General features: G+C 70.6%; 12 protein-coding genes, 1 tRNA gene and 2 CRISPR repeat arrays. Of the genes, 8 read left to right on the top strand and 5 right to left on the bottom strand.

The features are described 5' to 3' along the window. Positions 1–66 precede the first annotated feature (66 nt). The 3 genes from ACIO9J_RS17835 to ACIO9J_RS17825 form a co-directional block, all read right to left on the bottom strand. Positions 67–2094, bottom strand: coding sequence for an ABC transporter permease (locus tag ACIO9J_RS17835; protein WP_401999703.1), 2028 nt, complete (start codon positions 2092–2094; stop codon positions 67–69). A 5-nt stretch (positions 2095–2099) separates the two neighbouring features. After that, positions 2100–2897: a molybdate ABC transporter substrate-binding protein gene (gene modA, locus ACIO9J_RS17830; protein ID WP_401999700.1), complete on the bottom strand. Its 798-nt coding sequence runs from the start codon at positions 2895–2897 to the stop codon at positions 2100–2102. 125 nt (positions 2898–3022) lie between these two features. Further along, on the bottom strand, positions 3023–3424 hold the full coding sequence (locus ACIO9J_RS17825) for a molybdopterin-binding protein (RefSeq protein ID WP_401999697.1): 402 nt from the start codon (positions 3422–3424) through the stop codon (positions 3023–3025). 545 nt (positions 3425–3969) lie between these two features. Further along, positions 3970–5403: a CRISPR direct-repeat array (repeat unit 29 nt; unit sequence GTGGTCCCCGCGCGTGCGGGGGTGGTCCC). A gap of 173 nt (positions 5404–5576) precedes the next feature. On the opposite strand from ACIO9J_RS17825, the gene casA reads away from it, so the two are divergent. The 7 genes from casA to cas2e all read left to right on the top strand — a co-directional run bounded on the left by casA (position 5577) and on the right by cas2e (position 15290). Next, positions 5577–10304: a type I-E CRISPR-associated protein Cse1/CasA gene (gene casA / locus ACIO9J_RS17820; RefSeq protein ID WP_401999694.1), complete on the top strand. Its 4728-nt coding sequence runs from the start codon at positions 5577–5579 to the stop codon at positions 10302–10304. Then, the gene (casB, locus tag ACIO9J_RS17815) at positions 10305–11156 is read left to right on the top strand and encodes a type I-E CRISPR-associated protein Cse2/CasB (RefSeq protein ID WP_401999691.1); all 852 of its coding nucleotides are present in this window, start codon (positions 10305–10307) and stop codon (positions 11154–11156) included. A gap of 73 nt (positions 11157–11229) precedes the next feature. Continuing rightward, complete coding sequence (gene cas7e / locus ACIO9J_RS17810) at positions 11230–12450, top strand: type I-E CRISPR-associated protein Cas7/Cse4/CasC (protein WP_401999688.1); 1221 nt, start codon at positions 11230–11232, stop codon at positions 12448–12450. Next, entirely contained in the window at positions 12447–13259 is an 813-nt protein-coding gene (gene cas5e / locus ACIO9J_RS17805) for a type I-E CRISPR-associated protein Cas5/CasD (protein ID WP_401999685.1), read from the top strand. The genes cas7e and cas5e overlap by 4 nt, the downstream gene beginning before the upstream one ends. Continuing rightward, positions 13259–13981, top strand: a complete 723-nt coding sequence (cas6e, locus tag ACIO9J_RS17800) for a type I-E CRISPR-associated protein Cas6/Cse3/CasE (protein WP_401999682.1) — start codon at positions 13259–13261, stop codon at positions 13979–13981. Before cas5e ends, cas6e begins: the two co-directional genes overlap by 1 nt. Further along, a complete protein-coding gene (cas1e, locus tag ACIO9J_RS17795; protein WP_401999679.1) occupies positions 13978–14931 on the top strand; it encodes a type I-E CRISPR-associated endonuclease Cas1e in 954 nt (317 codons plus the stop codon). The genes cas6e and cas1e overlap by 4 nt, the downstream gene beginning before the upstream one ends. After that, complete coding sequence (gene cas2e, locus ACIO9J_RS17790) at positions 14928–15290, top strand: type I-E CRISPR-associated endoribonuclease Cas2e (protein WP_401999676.1); 363 nt, start codon at positions 14928–14930, stop codon at positions 15288–15290. Before cas1e ends, cas2e begins: the two co-directional genes overlap by 4 nt. 115 nt (positions 15291–15405) lie before the next feature. Then, positions 15406–17510: direct repeats of the CRISPR family, unit length 29 nt; unit sequence GTGGTCCCCGCGCGTGCGGGGGTGGTCCC. A 96-nt stretch (positions 17511–17606) separates the two neighbouring features. Here cas2e and ACIO9J_RS17785 read toward each other — a convergent pair. Continuing rightward, a complete protein-coding gene (locus ACIO9J_RS17785; protein WP_401999673.1) occupies positions 17607–18737 on the bottom strand; it encodes a helix-turn-helix domain-containing protein in 1131 nt (376 codons plus the stop codon). A gap of 149 nt (positions 18738–18886) precedes the next feature. Between ACIO9J_RS17785 and ACIO9J_RS17780 the strand changes: the two genes are divergently transcribed. Beyond that, positions 18887–19408 (top strand): hypothetical protein, encoded by a 522-nt coding sequence (locus ACIO9J_RS17780; protein ID WP_401999670.1) that lies wholly within the window; start codon positions 18887–18889, stop codon positions 19406–19408. A gap of 338 nt (positions 19409–19746) precedes the next feature. Here the strand turns inward: ACIO9J_RS17780 and ACIO9J_RS17775 are convergent. Next, positions 19747–19820 (bottom strand) — tRNA-Ile (locus ACIO9J_RS17775). Positions 19821–19963: the final 143 nt, after the last annotated feature.

The following is a 19963-nucleotide window of genomic DNA, read 5'->3' as shown; positions in this document are numbered from 1 at the left end:
ACCCCACCATCGACACCCTGATGATCGAGACGGGCTCCTACGACCTGCCCCGTGAGGGACGACGACTCAGAGCTCCACCACCGAGACCTCCGTAGCCTTCACGCTCGTCCACACCTCGGCCCCGTCCACGAGCCCCAGTTCGAGCGCGGCCTGCGGGGTGATCTCGGCGACCAGGTCGGGCGCCTGCTCCGAGGTGATCAGGACGCGCAGCCGGCTGCCGGCGGACGTGATCTCCCGCACCGTCCCCGGCCACACGTTGCGCGGGCTGCCCTCCGGCTTCGCGCGGTGCACGGACACGGCCTCGGGCGCGATGACCGCCAGCGCCCGCGTCCCCACGCCGAGCGGATCGGCGACGACGAGCCGCCCCTCCCCCGCGAGCGCCAGGTTCCCCTCGGCGTCCGCCGTGCCCGGCCAGGCGTTGCGGCCGAGCATCCGCGCCACCCACGGCGACCGCGGGTGCCTGGCGACCTCGGCGGGCGGCGCGTCCTGCAACGTACGCCCTTCGTCGAGTACGAGGACCCGGTCGGCCAGCGAGACGGCCTCCACGGGATCGTGCGTGACGATCAGGCAGACCCCGCCGAAGCCGTCGAGGTGCCTGCGCAGGGTGTGCCGGACGTGCGCCCGGGTGGTCTGGTCGAGCGCGGCGAGCGGCTCGTCCAGGAGCAGCAGCCGGGGCCGCGCGGCCAACGCCCGTGCCAGCGCGACCCGTTGGGCCTGTCCACCGGAGAGCTGGGCGGGCCTGCGGTGCGCGAGGTGCCCGACGCCGAGCCGGTCGAGCCACTCCTGCGCCGCCGCACGGGCCTCGGCACGCCGTACGCCCTGTGCGCGCAGCCCGTAGGCGGTGTTGCCGAGCGCGGTCAAGTGCGGGAAGAGCGCGCCTTCCTGCGGCACCCAGGCGACCCCGCGCCGGTGCGGCGGCAGCGAGGTGACCTCGCGCTCGCCGAGCTTCAGCACCGCGCCGGCCCGCGGCGTCAGGCCGAGCAGGGCGCGCAGCAGCGTCGTCTTGCCCGCGCCGTTGGGCCCGACCACGGCGATGGTGGTGCCGGGCTCGGCGTCGAGGGTGAGTTCGTTGTAGCCGGTGACGACGGCGCTCAGCGCCCACTTCTCCCGCTCGTCGGGCGCCTCGCGCGGCGCCCCTTCGGCGGCCGCTTCGGCGGCCGCGCCCTTACGGACCGGCTCGGCCGTCACGTCGTCGGCCGGGGCGTCGGGCACCGCGGCCCGCACCCGTACCGAGGGCCCCGCAGTCCACCGCCCGCGCAGCCCCACGAGCACGGCCATGGCGATGGCGAGGAGCAGCAGCGACAGCGAGGTCGCGGCCTCCGGCGAGTCCTGGAGCAGCAGATACACCTGGAGCGGGAGCGTCTGCGTGGTGCCCGGCAGATTGCCCGCGAAGGTGATCGTGGCGCCGAACTCGCCGAGCGCCCGCGCCCAGGTCAGCGCGGCCCCCGCGGCGAGCCCGGGGGCGACCATCGGCAGCGTGACGGTGAGGAACACCCGTACCGGTGAGGCCCCGAGCGACGCCGCCGTCTCCTCGAAACCGGGCCGCAGCCCGCCGAGCGCCCCCTCCAGGCTGATCACCAGGAACGGCATCGCCACGAACGTCGCGGCGACCACCGCCCCCGAGGTGTGGAAGGGCAGCACGATCCCGAAGGTGTTCTCCAGCCAGGGCCCGAGCACCCCGCGCCGCCCGAACCCGAGCAACAGCGCGACACCGCCGACGGTCGGCGGCAGCACCATCGGAAGGAGCACGAGGGACCGTACGAGCGCCTTCCCCCGGAAGTCGACCCGCGCGAGCAGCCACGCCAGCGGCACCCCGAGCAGCAGGGACAGACCGAGCGCCCAGAAGGACACCAGGAGCGAGAGCTTGAGCGCCTGGGTGACTCCTGGCGTGGTCAGATGCGTGCCGAGCTGGCCCCACTCGGTCCGCGCGAGGATGCCGACGAGCGGCATCAGCAGGAACGCGACGGCGAGCAGGGCGGGCACGGCGAGCGTGAGCGGCGGACGCGTCCTGGGGCGGGTCCGCGCACTCGGACGTGTGCTCGGGCCCGACCCGGCGAGCGGGTCGGGGCGGGGGCGAAGGCGGGTCCGGGGCATGGCGATTACGGCTTCTGGAAGCCCGCGTCCCGCAGGATCTTCTGCGCCTCGGGCGTGCTGAGCCACTTCACGAACGCGGCGGCCGCGGCACCGTTCTTCGACCCCTTCAGGGTCGCGGCCGGGTACGAGGCGACGGCGTTCTGGTCGTCGGGGATCTCGACGGCGTCGACCTTGTCGGTCGCGGTGGCGGCGTCCGTCTTGTAGACGATGCCCGCGTCGGCCTCACCGAGCTCGACCTTGCTGAGCACGGACCGGACGTTCGCCTCCTTGGAGACGGGCTTCACGGTGATCTTCTGGGCGTCGAGCACCTGCTTGCTGTAGCGCCCGACGGGCACGGTGTCATCGGCGAGGACGACCTTCAGCTTGCTGTTCGAAAGGTCCTTCAACCCCTTGACCTTGTCGGGATTGCCCTCACGCGTGGCGATCACGAGCCGGTTCTTGGCGATGACGGTCGGCGAACCGGTCTCACCCTTGAGCCCGTCCATGGTCTTGGTGTCGGCGGTCACCAGGACATCGGCGGGCGACCCCTGCTTGACCTGCGCGGCGAGCTCCTGGGACCCGGCCGGGGAGATCGTCAGCTTGGTGCCGGGGTGCTCCTTCTCGTACGCCTTCTCGGCGGTGGCGAAGACGTCGGTGAGCGACGAGGCGGCGAGAACGGTGAGCTTCACGTCCTTGCCACCCCCGTCCTTCTTGCTCGCGTCGTCGTCATCGTTGCCGCAGGCGGCGAGCGGGACGAGCAGAGCGGCGGTCACGACGGCGGCGGCACCGCGGCGGGCGGTGAGCGCGGGGAACTTCGGGGACATGAGGTGGGACTCCTAGCTGAGAGGAAGGGGTGGGGACGCGGGGGGGGGGGAGACACGGGGACGGCCGGAAGCACCGGCACCCAGCGACGAAAGGCTGCGACTGCCCGGCCGCCCGACCGCCCGGCTCAAGCCCTGTCGATATGCACGCTGGTGGACTTCACCCGGGCAGTGGCCTGCATCCCGACCTCCAGGCCGAGCTCCTCCACCGCCTCCCGGGTCAGCAGCGAGACCAGCCGGTGCGGCCCCGCCTGGATCTCCACCTGGGCGGCCACGTCGCCGAGCTTCACGGCGGTGACGATGCCGGGAAAGGCGTTGCGCGCGGAGGTGTACGAGACGTCGTCCTCCCCCGCACCGCCCCCGTTCTGCCCGACCTCGACGGAGAAGGCGGCGAGATCCCGCCCATCGATGAGCCGACGCCCACCCTCATCGCGATGTGTGGCGACCCGCCCGGCATCCGCCCAACGGCGAGCGGTATCGGGACTGACACCGAGCAGACGCGCGGCCTGCCCAATCGTGTAGGACTGCATATGCGACAAGATACGGCCGATGGCCTCGCATCTGAAAAACTTGATACGGAACTCCATCGCAGATGCGACCCACATTGGAGGATCCCCCAACGGCCCCCGCTCGGCCTCGCCACACACGTCCGAGGCGACAGCCCGCACCTCCACCGCCGCTCCACCGCGAACCAAACGGCTGCCGACAACGCCCCTAAAGGGACTGAGACGCCCCCCAGCGAAGCCACCCGAGGCCACAGCTCCCTCCCTGCGCATGACCAGCGGAGCCCCACCTCACTCCCTCCGCACGCAGGCCCCAACACTCACCCCGAGCAGCGACATGGCGCCCACACGCCCAACACCGCACGAGGCCGCGCCCGACCAACTACATTCACCAAAGGCCGCACCGCGCACCGACCCACCACGCCCGTTGCCCCGCGGAGCACGAATCTCGATCAACGCCCGCACAGGAGAGTCCGATTACCGCCTCCAAAACCCATGTACGGCAAATGCCGGACTCAACGATGCTGAGCAAAAACGCCCCCACCTAATAGCAAGCCACCAGGTCAGCTCCTGTGGTCCCCGCGCGTGCGGGGGTGGTCCCCCAGGGAGGGGGGAAGATCGGTGAAAAGTGCCGTGGTCCCCGCGCGTGCGGGGGTGGTCCCCTGTCCGGCGTGCGCGACCTGTCCCTGATGACGTGGTCCCCGCGCGTGCGGGGGTGGTCCCTCCATGCACATGGGTAAAAGCTCGTGCGACAACGTGGTCCCCGCGCGTGCGGGGGTGGTCCCATGCGGGTGAATGTGCAGTCCCCGGCGTTTTGGTGGTCCCCGCGCGTGCGGGGGTGGTCCCGCCACCCGTATCCGGTCGAAGGTGACTGGGCCGTGGTCCCCGCGCGTGCGGGGGTGGTCCCCCGACGACGCTGGTCGCCTAGGTCAACTCGGAGTGGTCCCCGCGCGTGCGGGGGTGGTCCCCGGCCGAACCCGAAGCGGCCGCGGATCGGGTCGTGGTCCCCGCGCGTGCGGGGGTGGTCCCGAGCGACCCCGCCCACCCAAGGCGCCTTCCTCGTGGTCCCCGCGCGTGCGGGGGGTGGTCCCTGGCGAGTGCTGCCCAGCTCGTGATGGATCTGGTGGTCCCCGCGCGTGCGGGGGTGGTCCCGCGACGGGCTGCGCAAGGAGCTCGCCGAACGGGTGGTCCCCGCGCGTGCGGGGGTGGTCCCGCTCCCCGAGACCAAGTTCCGCCTGGCCAGGTGTGATCCCCGCGCGTGCGGGGGTGGTCCCACCCACTCGCGGGCTGCGCTCACCACGCTGAGGTGGTCCCCGCGCGTGCGGGGGTGGTCCCGGAGACGTCCACCGCCCGCAACCGGTCGGGGCGTGGTCCCCGCGCGAGCGGGGGTGGTCCCAGTGCCGCCTGAAACTCGCTCAGGGGCAGCGTGTGGTCCCCGCGCGTGCGGGGGTGGTCCCGCGGGTCGTTGAGGCCGAGACGGTGACCGTTGGTGGTCCCCGCGCGTGCGGGGGTGGTCCCGCCGCGGCGGTTTCGACCGACCGGCCCACGGTGTGGTCCCCGCGCGTGCGGGGGTGGTCCCGTCACCATGACGTCCCCCTCTCTCACGGCTTCGTGGTCCCCGCGCGTGCGGGGGTGGTCCCACGAGGCAGATCGCCCCCTGTTCTTCGCCCCAGTGGTCCCCGCGCGTGCGGGGGTGGTCCTCAGCCTGCGCGAACTTGAGGCACGGGCTGTGGGTGGTCCCCGCGCGTGCGGGGGTGGTCCCCGGTCGAGTTCGTCGTCGGTGATCGTGTCGGCGTGGTCCCCGCGCGTGCGGGGGTGGTCCCGCGTCCGTGCTCTTGCCGATGCCGCCTTTGCCGTGGTCCCCGCGCGTGCGGGGGTGGTCCCTCGGCTGCCTCTTCCGCCGAGACCCGGGGGGTGTGGCCCCCGCGCGTGCGGGGGTGGTCCCCCCTTCTCGGGCCCCTCCTCGCGGGTGTCGTCGTGGTCCCCGCGCGTACAGGGGTAGCCCAAAGGCTTCAGCCGAGCCAGACCTGACACCCCTCGGATGAAGAACCCCGCTTGCGCAGCGTCGTGATGACCCCTCAGCAAGGTGGCCTCAGGCGTCTGCCTGGGGCCCTCATAGCCCCCACTCACCACCACTGCCCCAACTTCTCGCATATAGCGCCGCGTTGAGGCCTCAGACATGTCTCATGGTCCCGTGGTCCGAGAAGCCCCCGCACGCGACGCTCCCTTCGTACCCCTCTCCCCTGCAGCCCGTACCGCCTGGGCCAAGCATGATCGCGACACCGAGAGTCACCTGCCCCTGTGGCGGCACATGGCCGACAGTGCCGGCGTGGCAGGAAAGCTCTGGGACGAGTGGCTGCCCGTCGGGATCAAGTCGCTCATCGCTGAAGACGTGCCGGGAGGAGAGCCCGCGGCGCGGCGGATCGCCGTGTTCCTCACGGGAGTTCACGACATCGGCAAGGCAACCTGCGCCTTTGCGTGCCAGGTCGATGCCCTCGCCGACCGCATGCGGACCGCCGGTCTGGAGATGCGCACCTTCGCGGAGTACGGGACCGATCGGCGTCTGGCTCCGCACGGGCTCGCCGGTCAACTTCTATTACAGGAATGGCTCGGCGATCGGTACGCCATAACCTCACGCACGTCCGGACAATTCGCGGTAGTCGTCGGTGGACATCACGGAACGCCGCCGGAACACCAGCAGATTCACGATCTGCAGTCCCGCCCCTGGCTTCTGCGGCACCCGGGCTCCACCGAAGGCCTATGGCGGCACGTGCAGCGCGAGTTGCTGGACGGGTGCGCCGAACTAGCCGATATCACAGACGAGTTGGCCGCGTGGAAATCCATGCGCCTGACTCAACCGGTTCAAGTACTCCTGACGGCCATCACGATCATCTCTGACTGGGTGGCCAGCTCCACAGACCTGTTCCCCTACGATCCGGATTCCTGGCAGCCAAGCGGTCCGACCGGAGAGGCGAGACGGCTCAACGCGGCGTGGAAAGGCCTGGATCTGCCCGGTCCATGGGCCCCCGCCGAGCCGGACCTTCCGGCCGAGCTGATGTTCACTCAGCGATTCGGCCTTCCCGAGGCAGCCCAGATCAGGCCGGTACTGGCTGAGGCCGTACGACTGGCCCGTCACATGCCGTCTCCTGGGCTGCTCATGATCGAGGCCCCCATGGGAGAGGGCAAGACGGAAGCGGCATTCGCGGCGGCGGAGGTCCTGGCCGCCAGAAGTGGAGCCGGTGGATGCCTCGTGGCACTTCCCACGCGGGCCACGAGCGACGCCATGTTTCCGCGCTTGCTGGACTGGCTGAATCGGCAGCCTGACAGCGGTTCCTGGTCCGTGGTGCTCGCGCATGCGAAGGCCGCCCTGGACGAAGAGTGGTCGGGCTTCCTGCGGCGCGGACAGCGCACGATCGCAGCCGTGGAGCTCGACCGGGCGGAGGAACCGAGACGGGCGCGGCACTCCTCCCCCACGCCCGCCACACCCGCCGGGCTACAGGCACACCAGTGGCTGCGCGGGCGGAAGAAGGGACTGCTGGCCTCGTTCGCTGTCGGGACCATCGATCAGGTGTTGTTCGCCGGCCTCAAGAGCCGGCACCTGGCCCTGCGGCACCTGGCAGTGGCGGGCAAGGTCGTCATCATCGACGAGGTGCACGCGTACGACGCGTACATGGGCCGGTACCTAGACCGCGTTCTGGAGTGGCTGGCCGCGTACCGAGTCCCGGTGATCATCCTCTCGGCGACCCTTCCCGCCGATCGCCGACGCTCCCTCATGGTCGCCTACGCCGGTTCCACAGGTTCCTGTGACACGAGCGGCGACCTTGGGACGTCTCCCACCGCTGAGTCGGACCTCACCGCCTACCCACTGATCTCAGCCGTCGCGCCAGACGGCCCCACCCTGTCCGCACGCCCCACCGCCGCTTCAGGGCGCCGCACGACCGTAACCCTGGAGCGGTTGGACGACGACGTGGAGCAGCTCGCCGACCGGCTGTCCCACGAGCTCCAGGGCGGCGGCTGCGCGCTGGTCGTCAGGAACACCGTCCAGCGTGTCCTCGACGCGGGCGACGCGCTGCGTGAGCGGTTCGGCGAACGCGGCGTAACCCTCACGCACTCCCGGTTCCTGGCCGCTGACCGAGCCGTCAAGGACGCATGGCTGCGAGACGTTTTCGGGCCGTCCGGCAAACGCCCCGCCGGTCCGCACATCGTGGTGGCCAGCCAGGTCGTGGAGCAGTCGCTCGACATCGACTTCGACCTTCTGGTGACGGATCTGGCGCCGGTGGACCTGCTGCTCCAGCGCATCGGACGACTGCACCGGCACCCGCGGTCACGCCCGGCCCGGCTGACCGCGGCGCGCTGCCTCGTGACGGGTGCCGCGTGGGGAACGGATCCACCACAGCCCGTACGCGGCTCGGTGACCGTGTACCGTCGGCACGCTCTGCTGCGGTCCCTGGCAGTCCTCGGGCCGCATCTCGACGGCGAGCCGCTCCTGCTTCCCGACCACATCAGTCCTCTCGTTCAGACGGCCTACGGAGAGACAACTGTCGGCTCACCCGCCTGGGCGGAGGAGCTCGACGCGGCGCGGACCGAACACCTGCGTCTCCTCTCGGACAAGCGGCAGAAGGCGGAGTCGTTCCTGCTCGGTCCGGTCCGACGAGCCGGGCGTCCGGTCTACGGCTGGCTCGGAGGCAACGTCGGCGACGCCGAGGACGACCGGGCAGGCCGCGCCCAGGTACGCGACAGCCAGGAAGGCCTGGAGGTACTTGTCGTCCAGCGGCTGCGTGACGGTTCGCTCGCCACCGTGCCCTGGTTGTCGCGAGGTCGGGGTGGACTTCCGCTGCCGATGGACTTCCCGCCGAACCGCTGGACCGCCGAGGCCGTGGCCGCGAGTGCCATCGCGCTCCCGCAGTTGCTCACACACCCCGGTGTCATCGACCGGACCATCGCTGAACTGGAGCGGCTGCTGGTGCCTGCCTGGCAGGTGAAGGAATGCCCTTGGCTGGCAGGTGAGTTGCTGCTCGTCCTCGATGAGGAAGGGCGGGCCCGGCTGTCGGGCTTCGAGCTCATGTACAGCCCCGCCGACGGGCTTCGGGTCCGTAGCGGCCACGAGGTGTCCCGTGCCGTACCGGCTCCAGCTCCAGCTCCAGCAAGCGAGATCGAATCAGCGGAGGAGAGCGGTCATGGACAGTCGGCGGAAGAAGGGATTCCTGCCGCACCACGCGAGAGGCGGCGCACATTGAAGCCCGAGTCGGCCGCCCCAGAGCCACCTACCTTCAACTTGATCACCTCCCCATGGCTTCCGGCCCAACTACTCGACGGAGGCGCGGCCGAACTGTCCCTCCTGGAGGTGTTCGCCCGAGCCCGCGAGGTACGGCGCCTCGTCGGCGATCTGCCGACCCAGGACTTCGCCCTTCTGCGGTTGCTGCTGGCCATCCTGCACGACGCCGTGGATGGACCGGCGGAGTTGGAGGACTGGGGCGAATTGTGGGAGTCGGAGAAGCCCTTCGCGGCCGTTCCCGAATATCTCGATCGGCACAAGGACCGCTTCGACCTGCTGCACGCCGAGGCCCCGTTCTTTCAAGTGGCAGGACTGCGCACGGCAAAGGACGAGGTCGCACCCCTCAACAGGCTCGTGGCAGACGTGCCCAATGGCGAGCCGTTCTTCACTATGCGCACCGGCATCACGCAGCTGACCTGTGCCGAGGCCGCCCGCTGGCTCGTACATGCGCACGCCTTCGATCCGGCGGGCATCAAGTCCGGGATGGTGGGTGACCTCCGGGCCAGGTCCGGCAAGGTCTATCCCCTGGGCGTCGGCTCCGCGGGCGGGCTCGGCGGCCTCTCCGCGGAGGGCGACACCCTCCGCGAAACCCTCCTTCTCAACTTGATCGCGCGCGACGAAGGCATCATCGACAGCGGCCGCCCGGCGGACAGCGACCTGCCTGCCTGGCACCGGGCCCCCGCCACTTCGGAAGCAGCCGACGAAACCCGCTTGGCGCAGGGACCCGCTGGACCACGTGATCTGTACACCTGGCAGTCGCGACGGCTGCGGCTCCAGCCGGGCGACGGGGGCATCACCGGAGTGGTCCTGGGATACGGGGACCCATTGACCCCTCACGCGCACTGGAAGCTGGAGCCCATGTCGGGGTGGCGGCGCAGCGCGGCTCAGGAGAAGAAGCAGAGCAGGCCAGTGGTCTACATGCCGCGTCAGCACGACCCGAACCGGGCGGCCTGGCGCGGTCTCGGCGCCCTGCTTCCCGCACGGCGCTCGAGCCACGACGACACTGGGCGCGGCACTCCCGAATCCCTGCCCGCGGGCGTCGTCTCCTGGTGTTCCATGCTCATCACGGAGGGCTTCATCGACCAGGGAGCGCTGATCCGCCTGCGCGTCGTGGGCGCGGTCTACGGCACCCAGCAATCCGTCATCGACGAGGTCGTGGACGACTCGGTGGTTCTGCCGGTGGTCCTGCTGCACGAGGAGAACCCGGACTTCGGAGCCACCGCCGTCGACGCCGTGCACGACGCGCAGCACGCGGTGACGGCTTTGGGGCAGCTCGCCGCGAACTTGGCCCGCGCGGTCGGTTCCGCCTCCGCCCCGGCCGACGACGCCGCGCGCGACCTCGGATTCGGAGCGCTCGACGGGCCCTACCGGGAATGGCTGACCGGGCTCCGGCCGGGCACTGACCCCCAAGAGGCGCGAACGGTCTGGCAGACCACCGTCCGGCACGAGATCACCCGCCTCGGCCAGATGCTGCTCGACTCGGCGGGGAGCGCGGCGTCCGAAGGACGGCTCGTCGAAATGCCTGGAGCGGGACCTCGATGGGTCGACGACGCCCGCGCGGAGATCTGGTTCAGGCAGCGTCTGAACCACGTTCTGCCACCCGCGCCCCACGGCTCGAAGGACGGTAGCTGAATGAGCATCGCCGCATCGTCATCACCGGGAAACCAGCCGCTTGCGGGTTCGGGCAGCGAGCGGCGACGTCCCGGCCTCCACGTGGCGGGACAGGCAACGGACCGCTGCCTCGGACGACTGCAATCCCTCTACCGGCAGGACCGTTCAAGCGCCGTTGCCGCGCTCGCCCTGCTCCGGCGCTGCATCGGCAAAGAGGTGCACGAAGCGCCCGAGAGCTGGGGCAACGACGGGCTGGAGGAGCTGGCCACGGTCCGCGCGGAGCGGCGGTCCGCCGCCGAGGACGAGTGGGCCCGCGAACGGGGGACATTCGCCTCCGCCGAGTCCGGGGGGCCGAGCGAGCGGCGTGAACTGGCGGAGGAGAGGGCGGTCTTCCTGGCCATCACGCTCTGGTCCGTCCATCAGCAGTCGGTCAGAGACGCCAACATGCATGCACGCGGATGGGGACTGGGCCGCTCGGTACGGCAGTTGGCCCGCGCACGCCTGCCGCAACCGGAGCAGCAGTCCACCCCGCGGTCGAGGCCAGGGTCGGGCACCGCATCGGACCTGGAAGTGGGCGAGGCCCTGCGGAAGAGGTTCGTACGCGTCGGCACCTCCGCCTCGTTCGACATGCTCGGCATCAGGCTGCGCGAGTTGGTGCTGCTGTTCCGGGATGCCCGTGTCCCCCTCGACTACGCCCTCCTGGCCGATCAGGTCTGCACCTGGCAGGACGTCGCACGCCAGGCCGAGGTGCGCCGTGCCTGGGGACGCGACTTCCACCTGGCCGCTCAGCGCGGCAACAGCGGCGGTGAGGGCCGGGACGACGACAGCGGCGACGGCATCGGCACGGACGACGACATCACCACCGAGGACTGAAGCGGCGTCGCGATGGCAACCGCCCCCGCTGTCCACCGGCACTACTTCGATCGACCGACCAAGGAGGCATCCGTTGAGCCGCACCATCCTCGAAGTGCACATCCTCCAATCCGTTCCACCCAGCAACCTCAATCGCGACGACACCGGAACGCCCAAGTCCGCCGTTTACGGTGGCGTACGCAGGGCCAGGGTCTCCAGCCAGGCGTGGAAACGGGCGACCCGCAAAGCCTTCGCCGGCCTGCTCCCGGCCTCCGAACTCGGGGTACGGACCAAGCGAGTCGCCGATGCCCTGGCGGAGCGCATCACCGTGCTGGATCCGACAGTTGAGGAGCCCGCGGCCCTGGAGTTGGCGGCCGAAGCCATGCGGACCGCAACGGGCTCCAAGATCGACGTACCCAAGCGGCGGAGCAAGTCCGCATCGGCCGATGACAAGGACCCGAGCCCTGAAGCGGCGTACTTGATGTTCCTCAGCGGCCGCCAGCTGGACGCACTGGCCGCCCTCGCCCTGGAGGGTGGCCCCGGCGGAGACCTCAAGGCGTTCAAAGAGTCCGCTGCCTCGAAGAAGAGCGATTTCAAGTCGCGCATCAGGAAGGCCGTCGACAGCGGCCACTCCGTGGACATCGCGCTGTTCGGTCGTATGGTCGCCGACTCACCGGGGCTCAACGTCGAGGGCGCCACCCAGGTCGCCCATGCGATCGGCGTGCACCACTCCGAGTTCGAATCGGACTACTACACCGCGGTGGACGACCGGAGCACCGACGACGAGTCCGGCGCCGGGATGATCGGATCCATCGACTTCAGCTCGGCCACGCTCTACCGCTTCGCCGCCGTGGACATCGACGAGTTGCACCGGAACCTCGGCTCCGGTCTCCAGGACGACGAGCCGCCCACCACTCCCGCACAGAAAGCGGCGAGCGCCTTCGTGGAGGCGTTCATCACCTCGCTGCCGACGGGAAAGATCAACACTTTCGGTCATCACACACTCCCGGCCGCCGTCATCGTCAAGCTCCGCACCAAGCGGCCCATCAGCTTCGTCGGTGCCTTCGAGGAGCCGGTACGCCGTGGTGAGGAGGGCGGGTACGTCCGGGAGAGCTGTAAGCGCCTCGCCGCCTACGTTCCCGATCTGGAGCGGCAGTACGGTGTGCCCGACGACGAGCCGAGCTGGCTCTTCCGCGTAGGCAGCGAAACAAGATCGCTCCAAGGCCTCGGTGCCGAGGTGAGCTTGAGTGTGCTGACCAAGGCCGTGGAGGACGCCGTCGCGACACGGCTGGAATCGGTGGGGTCCGCCCCGTGAGTGTGCTGCTCCTACGGCTGGCAGGCCCCCTTCAGGCCTGGGGCTCCGCTTCCCGGTTCGCCCGGCGCGGCACGGAGAACGCACCCACCAAGAGCGGTGTCGTGGGTCTGCTCGCCGCGGCGTCGGGCCGTGGACGGGAGGGGGACGTCTCCGACCTGGCGGCGCTGAGGTTCGGGGTACGCATCGATCAACCCGGCATGCGCCTGCGCGACTTCCACACGGCGCACCATGCCGATTCGAACCGGGCCATGCCTCTCTCCGATCGCTTCTATCTGGCGGACGCGGTCTTCCTGGCAGCCGTGGAAGGCGATGCACGCCTGCTCCAGCAGCTCTACGAGGCACTCCTCGCCCCGCACTTCCTGCCGTACCTCGGCCGCCGATCGTGCCCCCCGTCGCGTCCCGTCACCATCGGCCCACCCCAGGAGGCGACGCTCGAAGAGGCACTGACCGAGACGGCCTGGCAGGCAGCTCGCTGGTACGCAGAGCAACGAAGAGCGCGCGAGGGCGCGCGGGAGACAGCGTCTCCAGGGCCGGAGTTGGACATCCTGATCGATTGCGCACCGACCGACGCACCCGACTTCACACTGCGCGACGTCCCTCTGAGTTTCGACCCACGGCACCGCCGGTTCGGCCCACGCGGCGTACGCGGCAGCCGGTCAGGCCTGGGTCCGCCGCGCTCCGCGCCGCAGGCCGCGCCGCACGATCCGACGAGCGTGCTCCCGCCGGCCACCGGCTCGCCTTCGTCGCCCTTGCCCTCCGGCACCACAGACACGACGCCGCCGGAATCCGGACTGCCGAGGATCGACTGATGTACCTGACCCGATTCCGCTTCAACACCGCGCGTTCCGGCGCACGGCGACTGCTCGGATCACCTCATCTCCTGCACGGGGCCGTGAACATGTCGTTCCCACAGCTGCCGGGACGCGACGGCCAGGGGCCGCGCGTGCTGTGGCGCGTCGATCGCGACCAGCCCGTGCGGACCCACCTCTACATCGTCAGCCCGCACCGGCCTGACCTGACCCACCTTGTCGAGCAGGCCGGCTGGCCGACCCTCGACGAGCCCGGCTGGGCGACCTTCTCGTACGGTGTCTTCCTCGACGCGCTGGCCCTTGGTGACACGTGGGGTTTTCGGCTCACGGCCAACCCTGTGCACAACATCCGCATGCCTCAGGACGAGCCGGGCGCCCGCACCCGAAGGACCGCCCACCGCACCCCACGCAATCAACTGCGCTGGCTCCTCGAGCGACAGGAGAAGGCGGGCTTCGAAGTGGTCCGTAAGCCCACCGACAAACAATTGACGGAGTTCGGGGACGAGCACGAACTGATCGTCCATGACCAGTCCCCTCTCCGGTTCGGCCGGGAGCACTCACCACGGCGCCACCAAGAGGTGCAGATCACCCGTGTGACGTACGAAGGGCGCCTGCGCATCACGGACTCCGCGGCCTTCCGTCGCACGCTCACCCAAGGCCTCGGCAAGGCGAAAGCATACGGATGTGGGTTGATGACGCTCGTGCCCGTGAGCGGAAAGTGAGCACCGTAGGCCGCAGGCCGACCTCCACTCCTCGCGAACTCAGCCGGATCGGAGACCGCCTGTCCTTCCTTTACTTGGAACGGTGCACGGTCCACCGGGACGACAACGCCATCACCGCGACGGATGCGGACGGAGTGACTCACATCCCGTCCGCCACCATCGGCACCCTTCTCCTCGGCCCCGGCACCCGCGTGACCCATCAGGCCATGGCGCTGCTCGGCGAATGCGGCGCCGGGGTGGTGTGGGTCGGCGAGTACGGCGTCCGCTTCTACGCCGGGGGACGCTCACTGACCCGCTCCTCGGCCCTGGCGGAAGCCCAGGCCGGGGCGTGGGCAAACCTGCGTACGCGCCTGGAGGTCGCTCGCAGGATGTACCGGCTCAGGTTCCCCGACGAGGATCCCCTCGGCTGTTCCCGGCAACAACTCCTCAGCATGGAAGGGCGCAGGCTCAAGGACTGCTACCGCGGTGAATCAGCCCGCACAGGCGTCCCTTGGCGGCGGCGCGAGTACAACCGCGACGACTTCTCCGCCGGAGACCCGCCCAATCAGGCGGTCACCGCAGCGGCTCAGTGCATGTACGGCGTCGCCCACTCCGTCGTCGCCGCCCTCGGCTGTTCACCGGCCCTCGGGTTCGTGCACTCCGGCCATGAGCGGTCCTTCGTTCTCGACGTGGCCGACCTCTACAAAACGGAGATCGCGATCCCGGCAGCGTTCGACGCGGCTGCCGCTGGCCCCGATGATGTCGCCTCCCGCACCCGCAGGGCCTTGCGTGACCGCATCAGCCAAACGAGCCTGCTCGACCGCTGCGTGCGGGACATCAAGGAACTTCTGGGCTGCTCAGGAGCACGTGACACGCCAGAAGCGGAGCACGATCACATGAGCCTGCAGTCGGACAGCGGAGCGCAGGTTGCGAGCGGACGCAACTACGCCGCGGACGAGCCGATCTGGTGACGGTCATCGTGCTCGCCAACTGTCCTCCAGGACTGCGTGGGTTCCTCACCCGCTGGCTCCTGGAAATCTCCCCGGGTGTCTTCCTGGGCGCTCCCAGCTCCCGCGTACGCGACGTCCTCTGGGCGGAGGTCCGCCAGTACTCGGGCCAGGGCCGCGCCCTGCTCGCCTACCAGACCGACAACGAGCAGGGCTTCGCCTTCGAGACCCACGACCACGCCTGGCACCCCATCGACCACGAGGGCCTCACCCTGCTCCACCGCCCATCCACCGGCCCCCGCCCTACCCCCGACAAACAGCCCACGCCTCCGAGCCAGGGTTGGAGCAAGGCGTCGAAACGACGTCGGTTCGGCGGACGTTAGGACGGTCAATGAGCATCAACACTGCCCGGATTGGAACTAATTGCGACCTATGCCCGTATCTCCTCAAGTAAGCAAAATTGACTCACTGCGGCCGTAGACCTGCTGGTCGGCGCCTGTGGTCCCCGCGCGTGCGGGGGTGGTCCCTGGTCCGCGAAATTGAACCCCCGGATGAGAGTGTGGTCCCCGCGCGTGCGGGGGTGGTCCCGACCCGGACGGTGCCCGAGCCGCGCTCCCAGGGTGGTCCCCGCGCGTGCGGGGGTGGTCCCACGGTCTTCTCGCCGCCGTGGTGCCAGAACTTGTGGTCCCCGCGCGTGCGGGGGTGGTCCCCCTCACCACCCACTGCATCGCCGCAGGACTCGCGTGGTCCCCGCGCGTGCGGGGGTGGTCCCGATGAAAAGGATCAGGCGCGGCAGATTGCGAAGTGGTCCCCGCGCGTGCGGGGGTGGTCCCCATCAGCACCAAAAAGGCGCGCATCGGTGACCGTGGTCCCCGCGCGTGCGGGGGTGGTCCCCGGGTTCCCATCGCTGTCGAAGGTGGTCGACAGTGGTCCCCGCGCGTGCGGGGGTGGTCCCTCGGCTCGGATCGTCGACGAGTGGCTGCCCATGTGGTCCCCGCGCGTGCGGGGGTGGTCCCGTCCTCGGCGCCCCGGGAGGGGTCGAGGAGCTGTGGTCCCCGCGCGTGCGGGGGTGGTCCGAGATCAAGGCGCTGCGCAAGACCTTCGGCGACGTGGTCCCCGCGCGTGCGGGGGTGGTCCTCCGGAGGCAGAACTGGATCTCTGGTGTACGGCGTGGTCCCCGCGCGTGCGGGGGTGGTCCCCGGTGGATGGTTGACCGGGCGAGCATGGTCATGTGGTCCCCGCGCGTGCGGGGGTGGTCCCCTGCGGCTGTAGCAGCTGCCCCGGCTTGGTCTGTGGTCCCCGCGCGTGCGGGGGTGGTCCCCTGCGGCTGTAGCAGCTGCCCCGGCTTGGTCTGTGGTCCCCGCGCGTGCGGGGGTGGTCCCATCCAGGATCATTTCATCGTCGACCCCGCGAAGTGGTCCCCGCGCGTGCGGGGGTGGTCCCTTGGCTTGGCTTCTCGCGCTCTGGTAGCGCCAGTGGTCCCCGCGCGTGCGGGGGTGGTCCCTTCTGCGCGGCGGTGTGGAGTTCTTCGGCGGGGTGGTCCCCGCGCGTGCGGGGGTGGTCCCGGCCTCCAGGACCCCGACGACATCCGCGTCGGGTGGTCCCCGCGCGTGCGGGGGTGGTCCCCCAGGCAAGTACCACGACGAAAACGCGCTCGAAGTGGTCCCCGCGCGTGCGGGGGTGGTCCCCGTGACGGCGGCGGCAGGCCCGTCGGCGGCGTGTGGTCCCCGCGCGTGCGGGGGTGGTCCTCACCGGTCTGGTCGTCGGCTTCCTCGCGGAGCGTGGTCCCCGCGCGTGCGGGGGTGGTCCCTTCGTCGGCGCCACGAACGTGCCATACGCCGAGTGGTCCCCGCGCGTGCGGGGGTGGTCCCTGTCCGGCATGCTTGCCCTTATTGATCTCGATGTGGTCCCCGCGCGTGCGGGGGTGGTCCCGGCAAGTCGAAGTGGCGCACGGTCGGCATCGAGTGGTCCCCGCGCGTGCGGGGGTGGTCCCTCCCGCCAGGCGGAGGCGACTCGACGCGCCGCGTGGTCCCCGCGCGTGCGGGGGTGGTCCCTCTTGAGGCGGTTCTACTCTCCGCACATGGGAGTGGTCCCCGCGCGTGCGGGGGTGGTCCCCACGGCTGGCCCGTACGACGCGAGTTCAGCGAGTGGTCCCCGCGCGTGCGGGGGTGGTCCCTGCACAAAGGCACTTGACCCGGCGAGCGTCCAGTGGTCCCCGCGCGTGCGGGGGTGGTCCCTCGCCCATGTCGGCGAGCTCCTCGGCCAGGGCGTGGTCCCCGCGCGTGCGGGGGTGGTCCCGACCCGCGCCGGAACTGCGATCCCGTCCTCGGGTGGTCCCCGCGCGTGCGGGGGTGGTCCCTCGTTCTTCTTCCGGTGATGTTGCGGAACCGTGTGGTCCCCGCGCGTGCGGGGGTGGTCCCGACTGGCAGGTCAGGGGCGCGAGCCAGTTCGGGTGGTCCCCGCGCGTGCGGGGGTGGTCCCAGGGCCTGCGGCGAGACCAGTTCGGTCCCCTCGTGGTCCCCGCGCGTGCGGGGGTGGTCCCGGCCGCGCCGTGCTCATGCGGGCGCTGCACGCGTGGCCCCCGCGCGTGCGAGGCCCCCGGCCCCCGAACCACCGGCCGGACTCGACCCGCCGCCCTGGCACGTGTGACGCAGCCCTCACCGCCTTCGGGCAGCGGGGTCCTTTCACCGCGCCCGGAGTCAGCCGGCCATCACTTCGCGGGCAGTGTCCGCCAGCCAGCGAGGGCCGTCGCGATCGATGGTTCGGAGCACCTTGCGCAGCCGTCTGCGGTTGCGGGAGGAGGACACGTTGCCGAGGAGTGGACCGAGCCGCGCAAGCGGCTCCTCGGCTTCCCGCCACGCACCGAGCCGTACTAGCGCGTCGAGCTGGGCGGTCGAGTAGTACAGGGCGCCCCGCCCTGTCGGATTGCTCTTCTCCACCAGCTCGTGAGCCCGCTCGAACCGCGGGACCGCCTGCGCCGACTCCTGCAACAGGAGCGCCACCTCGGCTTCGTGCCCGGTCACCTCAAGGTCGTTGACCCACCACGACCATCGGGGGTCCCGGGGGTGCAACGAGTTCTCCAGGCTGCCGCGGGCCTTGCTGATGGACTGCCATGCCCGTTCACGCTCGCCGACCGCGGCCAGCGCCCGGCTGCGCCTGAGTTCGGTGAGCAACGCCACCCGCGGCGGTACACCGCGGCCGGTGATCTCCGTGCAGAGCGCGAGCGCTTCACCGTACCGCCCGCTCTCCGCGGCCTCCATCGCGAGCAAGTCCATGGCGAACCACTGCATGGTCAAGTCCCCTGCGGCACGGGCGAGGTGCACCGACTCCATCCACGCGGCGCGGGCCTCCTCGAAGCGAGCGGCGTCGAACAGCAACCATCCGGCGATCTCGGCGATCTCGGCGACTACGGCCAGCTGAGCCTTGTCGTCGCCGGAGATCTTGGCCCTCTCTGAGCGCCACACCTGGATCGCCGCGTCCGCGACACGGTCACCGCCGTGGGCATTGTCGTAGGCGAGCAGCCACCCTGCCCGCTCCTGCACCACAGCGTGTGGATGGTCGTCCCGCTGCTCCCCGACTTCGCCGCGCGCCACCGCGGCCGCTCGCTCCAGGTCGCCGGGCGGCACCGCGAGCACCGTGCCCAGAGCGGCCAGCCACGCATCGGGCAACCGCTCCCCGCGCTCCCAGCGCGAGATCTCATTGCGGGTGAGAGTCGCCGTGCCGCTGAGCAAGCAGAGACGGGCGGCCAGTTGCGACTGTGAGAGCTGGGCCCGCTTGCGTAGGGCAGCGAGATGCGCGCCGAACGTGCGCCGTGCCGTCGTCGCGTCCATGCAGGGGGCCTCCTCCCCGTAACGCTACTTGGCCGACTGGCCCCTAGCGGGCCCCTCCACCCGTACTGACGACGCACTTCGATGGGAGGACAGCACCCCGGCGACCGTGCGAACGGCCCCGGGGCACGGCCGACTGAGAAGGAGCCGACATGGCCGACAGTGCGGGGCCCCTGCCCGACACGGGAAGTGGCGCATCCCCGGTGCTCGTGAGCGCCGTCACCGACTGGTTCGCGCGCGCACTCCAAGTGCCCGAGCAGGCACGGCGAGAGTGGACTGAGCGCGGAGTGGCCCTGCTTCCGCTCGGTCGGCGCTTCGAAGCGGTACGCATGCCCGATCATCTCGTCCACGCCGCGGTGAGCTCCACCGTCCCCGACGAGATCGCCTGGCGCCTCGGCCAGTTCCTCTCCGGTCCCGTCATCTACGACGGCCGCACAATGGGCGGCACCTACTACGCCCTGACCCGACCGACCCACCAGGCGTGGCGCTTCCAGGACATCGCCCCACGCCTCAGCGCCGACACCCACCTCGGCGTACCCAAGCTCACCCGCACCCGACCACCCGGCACGTACTGGGCCGTCCGCCCCCGGTTCGAGGGCGACCTCTGCGAGCCACAAACCGTCGAGGGCCTCATCGTCACCGGCAGCGCCACCCTCAGCGGAGCCCAACGGTGACCACGCAGACCGAGTGCCCCGAGGAACGCCGGGCACGGCTTGGAGCGCGAGAGCACGGAGCTCCAGGCAACACGGACCGAGCCGCGGGAGGCCGTCCGGGATGAGTGAGGGCACACAGCGCACACCAGCTGTAGGAGCCCGGCCAGGTCGACGCCCCGTGTCCGCGCCTCTGCCGCGGCCCGCTCGCCCGCTCGCCCGCGAGAACGATCCCTGGAGAGGTACCTGGAGGGCCCGCGACGGCCGAGCCATCGATCACCCGAGCGCCACTCGAACGAGGAGAGGCTACGGGTTTGCGCGATTGACGCAGGTGGAATCGTTCCTGCGCCACGACGCTGAGGTGGGGCGGGTGGGACTCGAACCCACGGCCGACGGATTATGAGTCCGCTGCTCTAACCGGCTGAGCTACCGCCCCTAACGGCGCGTCGCGCACATTTGTGCGCGCCGTCTGCCGCAGCATAGCCGCTCATACGATCTCCTGCTTCGGATGGTCGGCATCGCTCGACCATGAGGACCGCAGGGCTGCCCGCATGGTTCCATCAGGCACGAAAAAGGGCC

The organism is Streptomyces sp. NPDC087300, from assembly GCF_044744425.1.
Classification (GTDB): Bacteria; Actinomycetota; Actinomycetes; order Streptomycetales; family Streptomycetaceae; genus Streptomyces.
The sequence above is the reverse complement of the archived record's forward strand: the minus strand, read 5'-3'. Positions and strand labels throughout refer to the sequence as shown.

Excerpts from the sequence above, each read along its gene's own strand:
- ACIO9J_RS17835 (WP_401999703.1), bottom strand. The coding sequence starts at position 2,094 with ATGCCCCGGACCCGCCTTCGCCCCCGCCCCGACCCGCTCGCCGGGTCG.
- ACIO9J_RS17825 (WP_401999697.1), bottom strand. The coding sequence starts at position 3,424 with ATGCAGTCCTACACGATTGGGCAGGCCGCGCGTCTGCTCGGTGTCAGT.
- modA (WP_401999700.1), bottom strand. The coding sequence starts at position 2,897 with ATGTCCCCGAAGTTCCCCGCGCTCACCGCCCGCCGCGGTGCCGCCGCC.
- casA (WP_401999694.1), top strand. The coding sequence starts at position 5,577 with ATGTCTCATGGTCCCGTGGTCCGAGAAGCCCCCGCACGCGACGCTCCC.
- cas6e (WP_401999682.1), top strand. The coding sequence starts at position 13,259 with ATGTACCTGACCCGATTCCGCTTCAACACCGCGCGTTCCGGCGCACGG.
- ACIO9J_RS17780 (WP_401999670.1), top strand. The coding sequence starts at position 18,887 with ATGGCCGACAGTGCGGGGCCCCTGCCCGACACGGGAAGTGGCGCATCC.
- casB (WP_401999691.1), top strand. The coding sequence starts at position 10,305 with ATGAGCATCGCCGCATCGTCATCACCGGGAAACCAGCCGCTTGCGGGT.
- ACIO9J_RS17785 (WP_401999673.1), bottom strand. The coding sequence starts at position 18,737 with ATGGACGCGACGACGGCACGGCGCACGTTCGGCGCGCATCTCGCTGCC.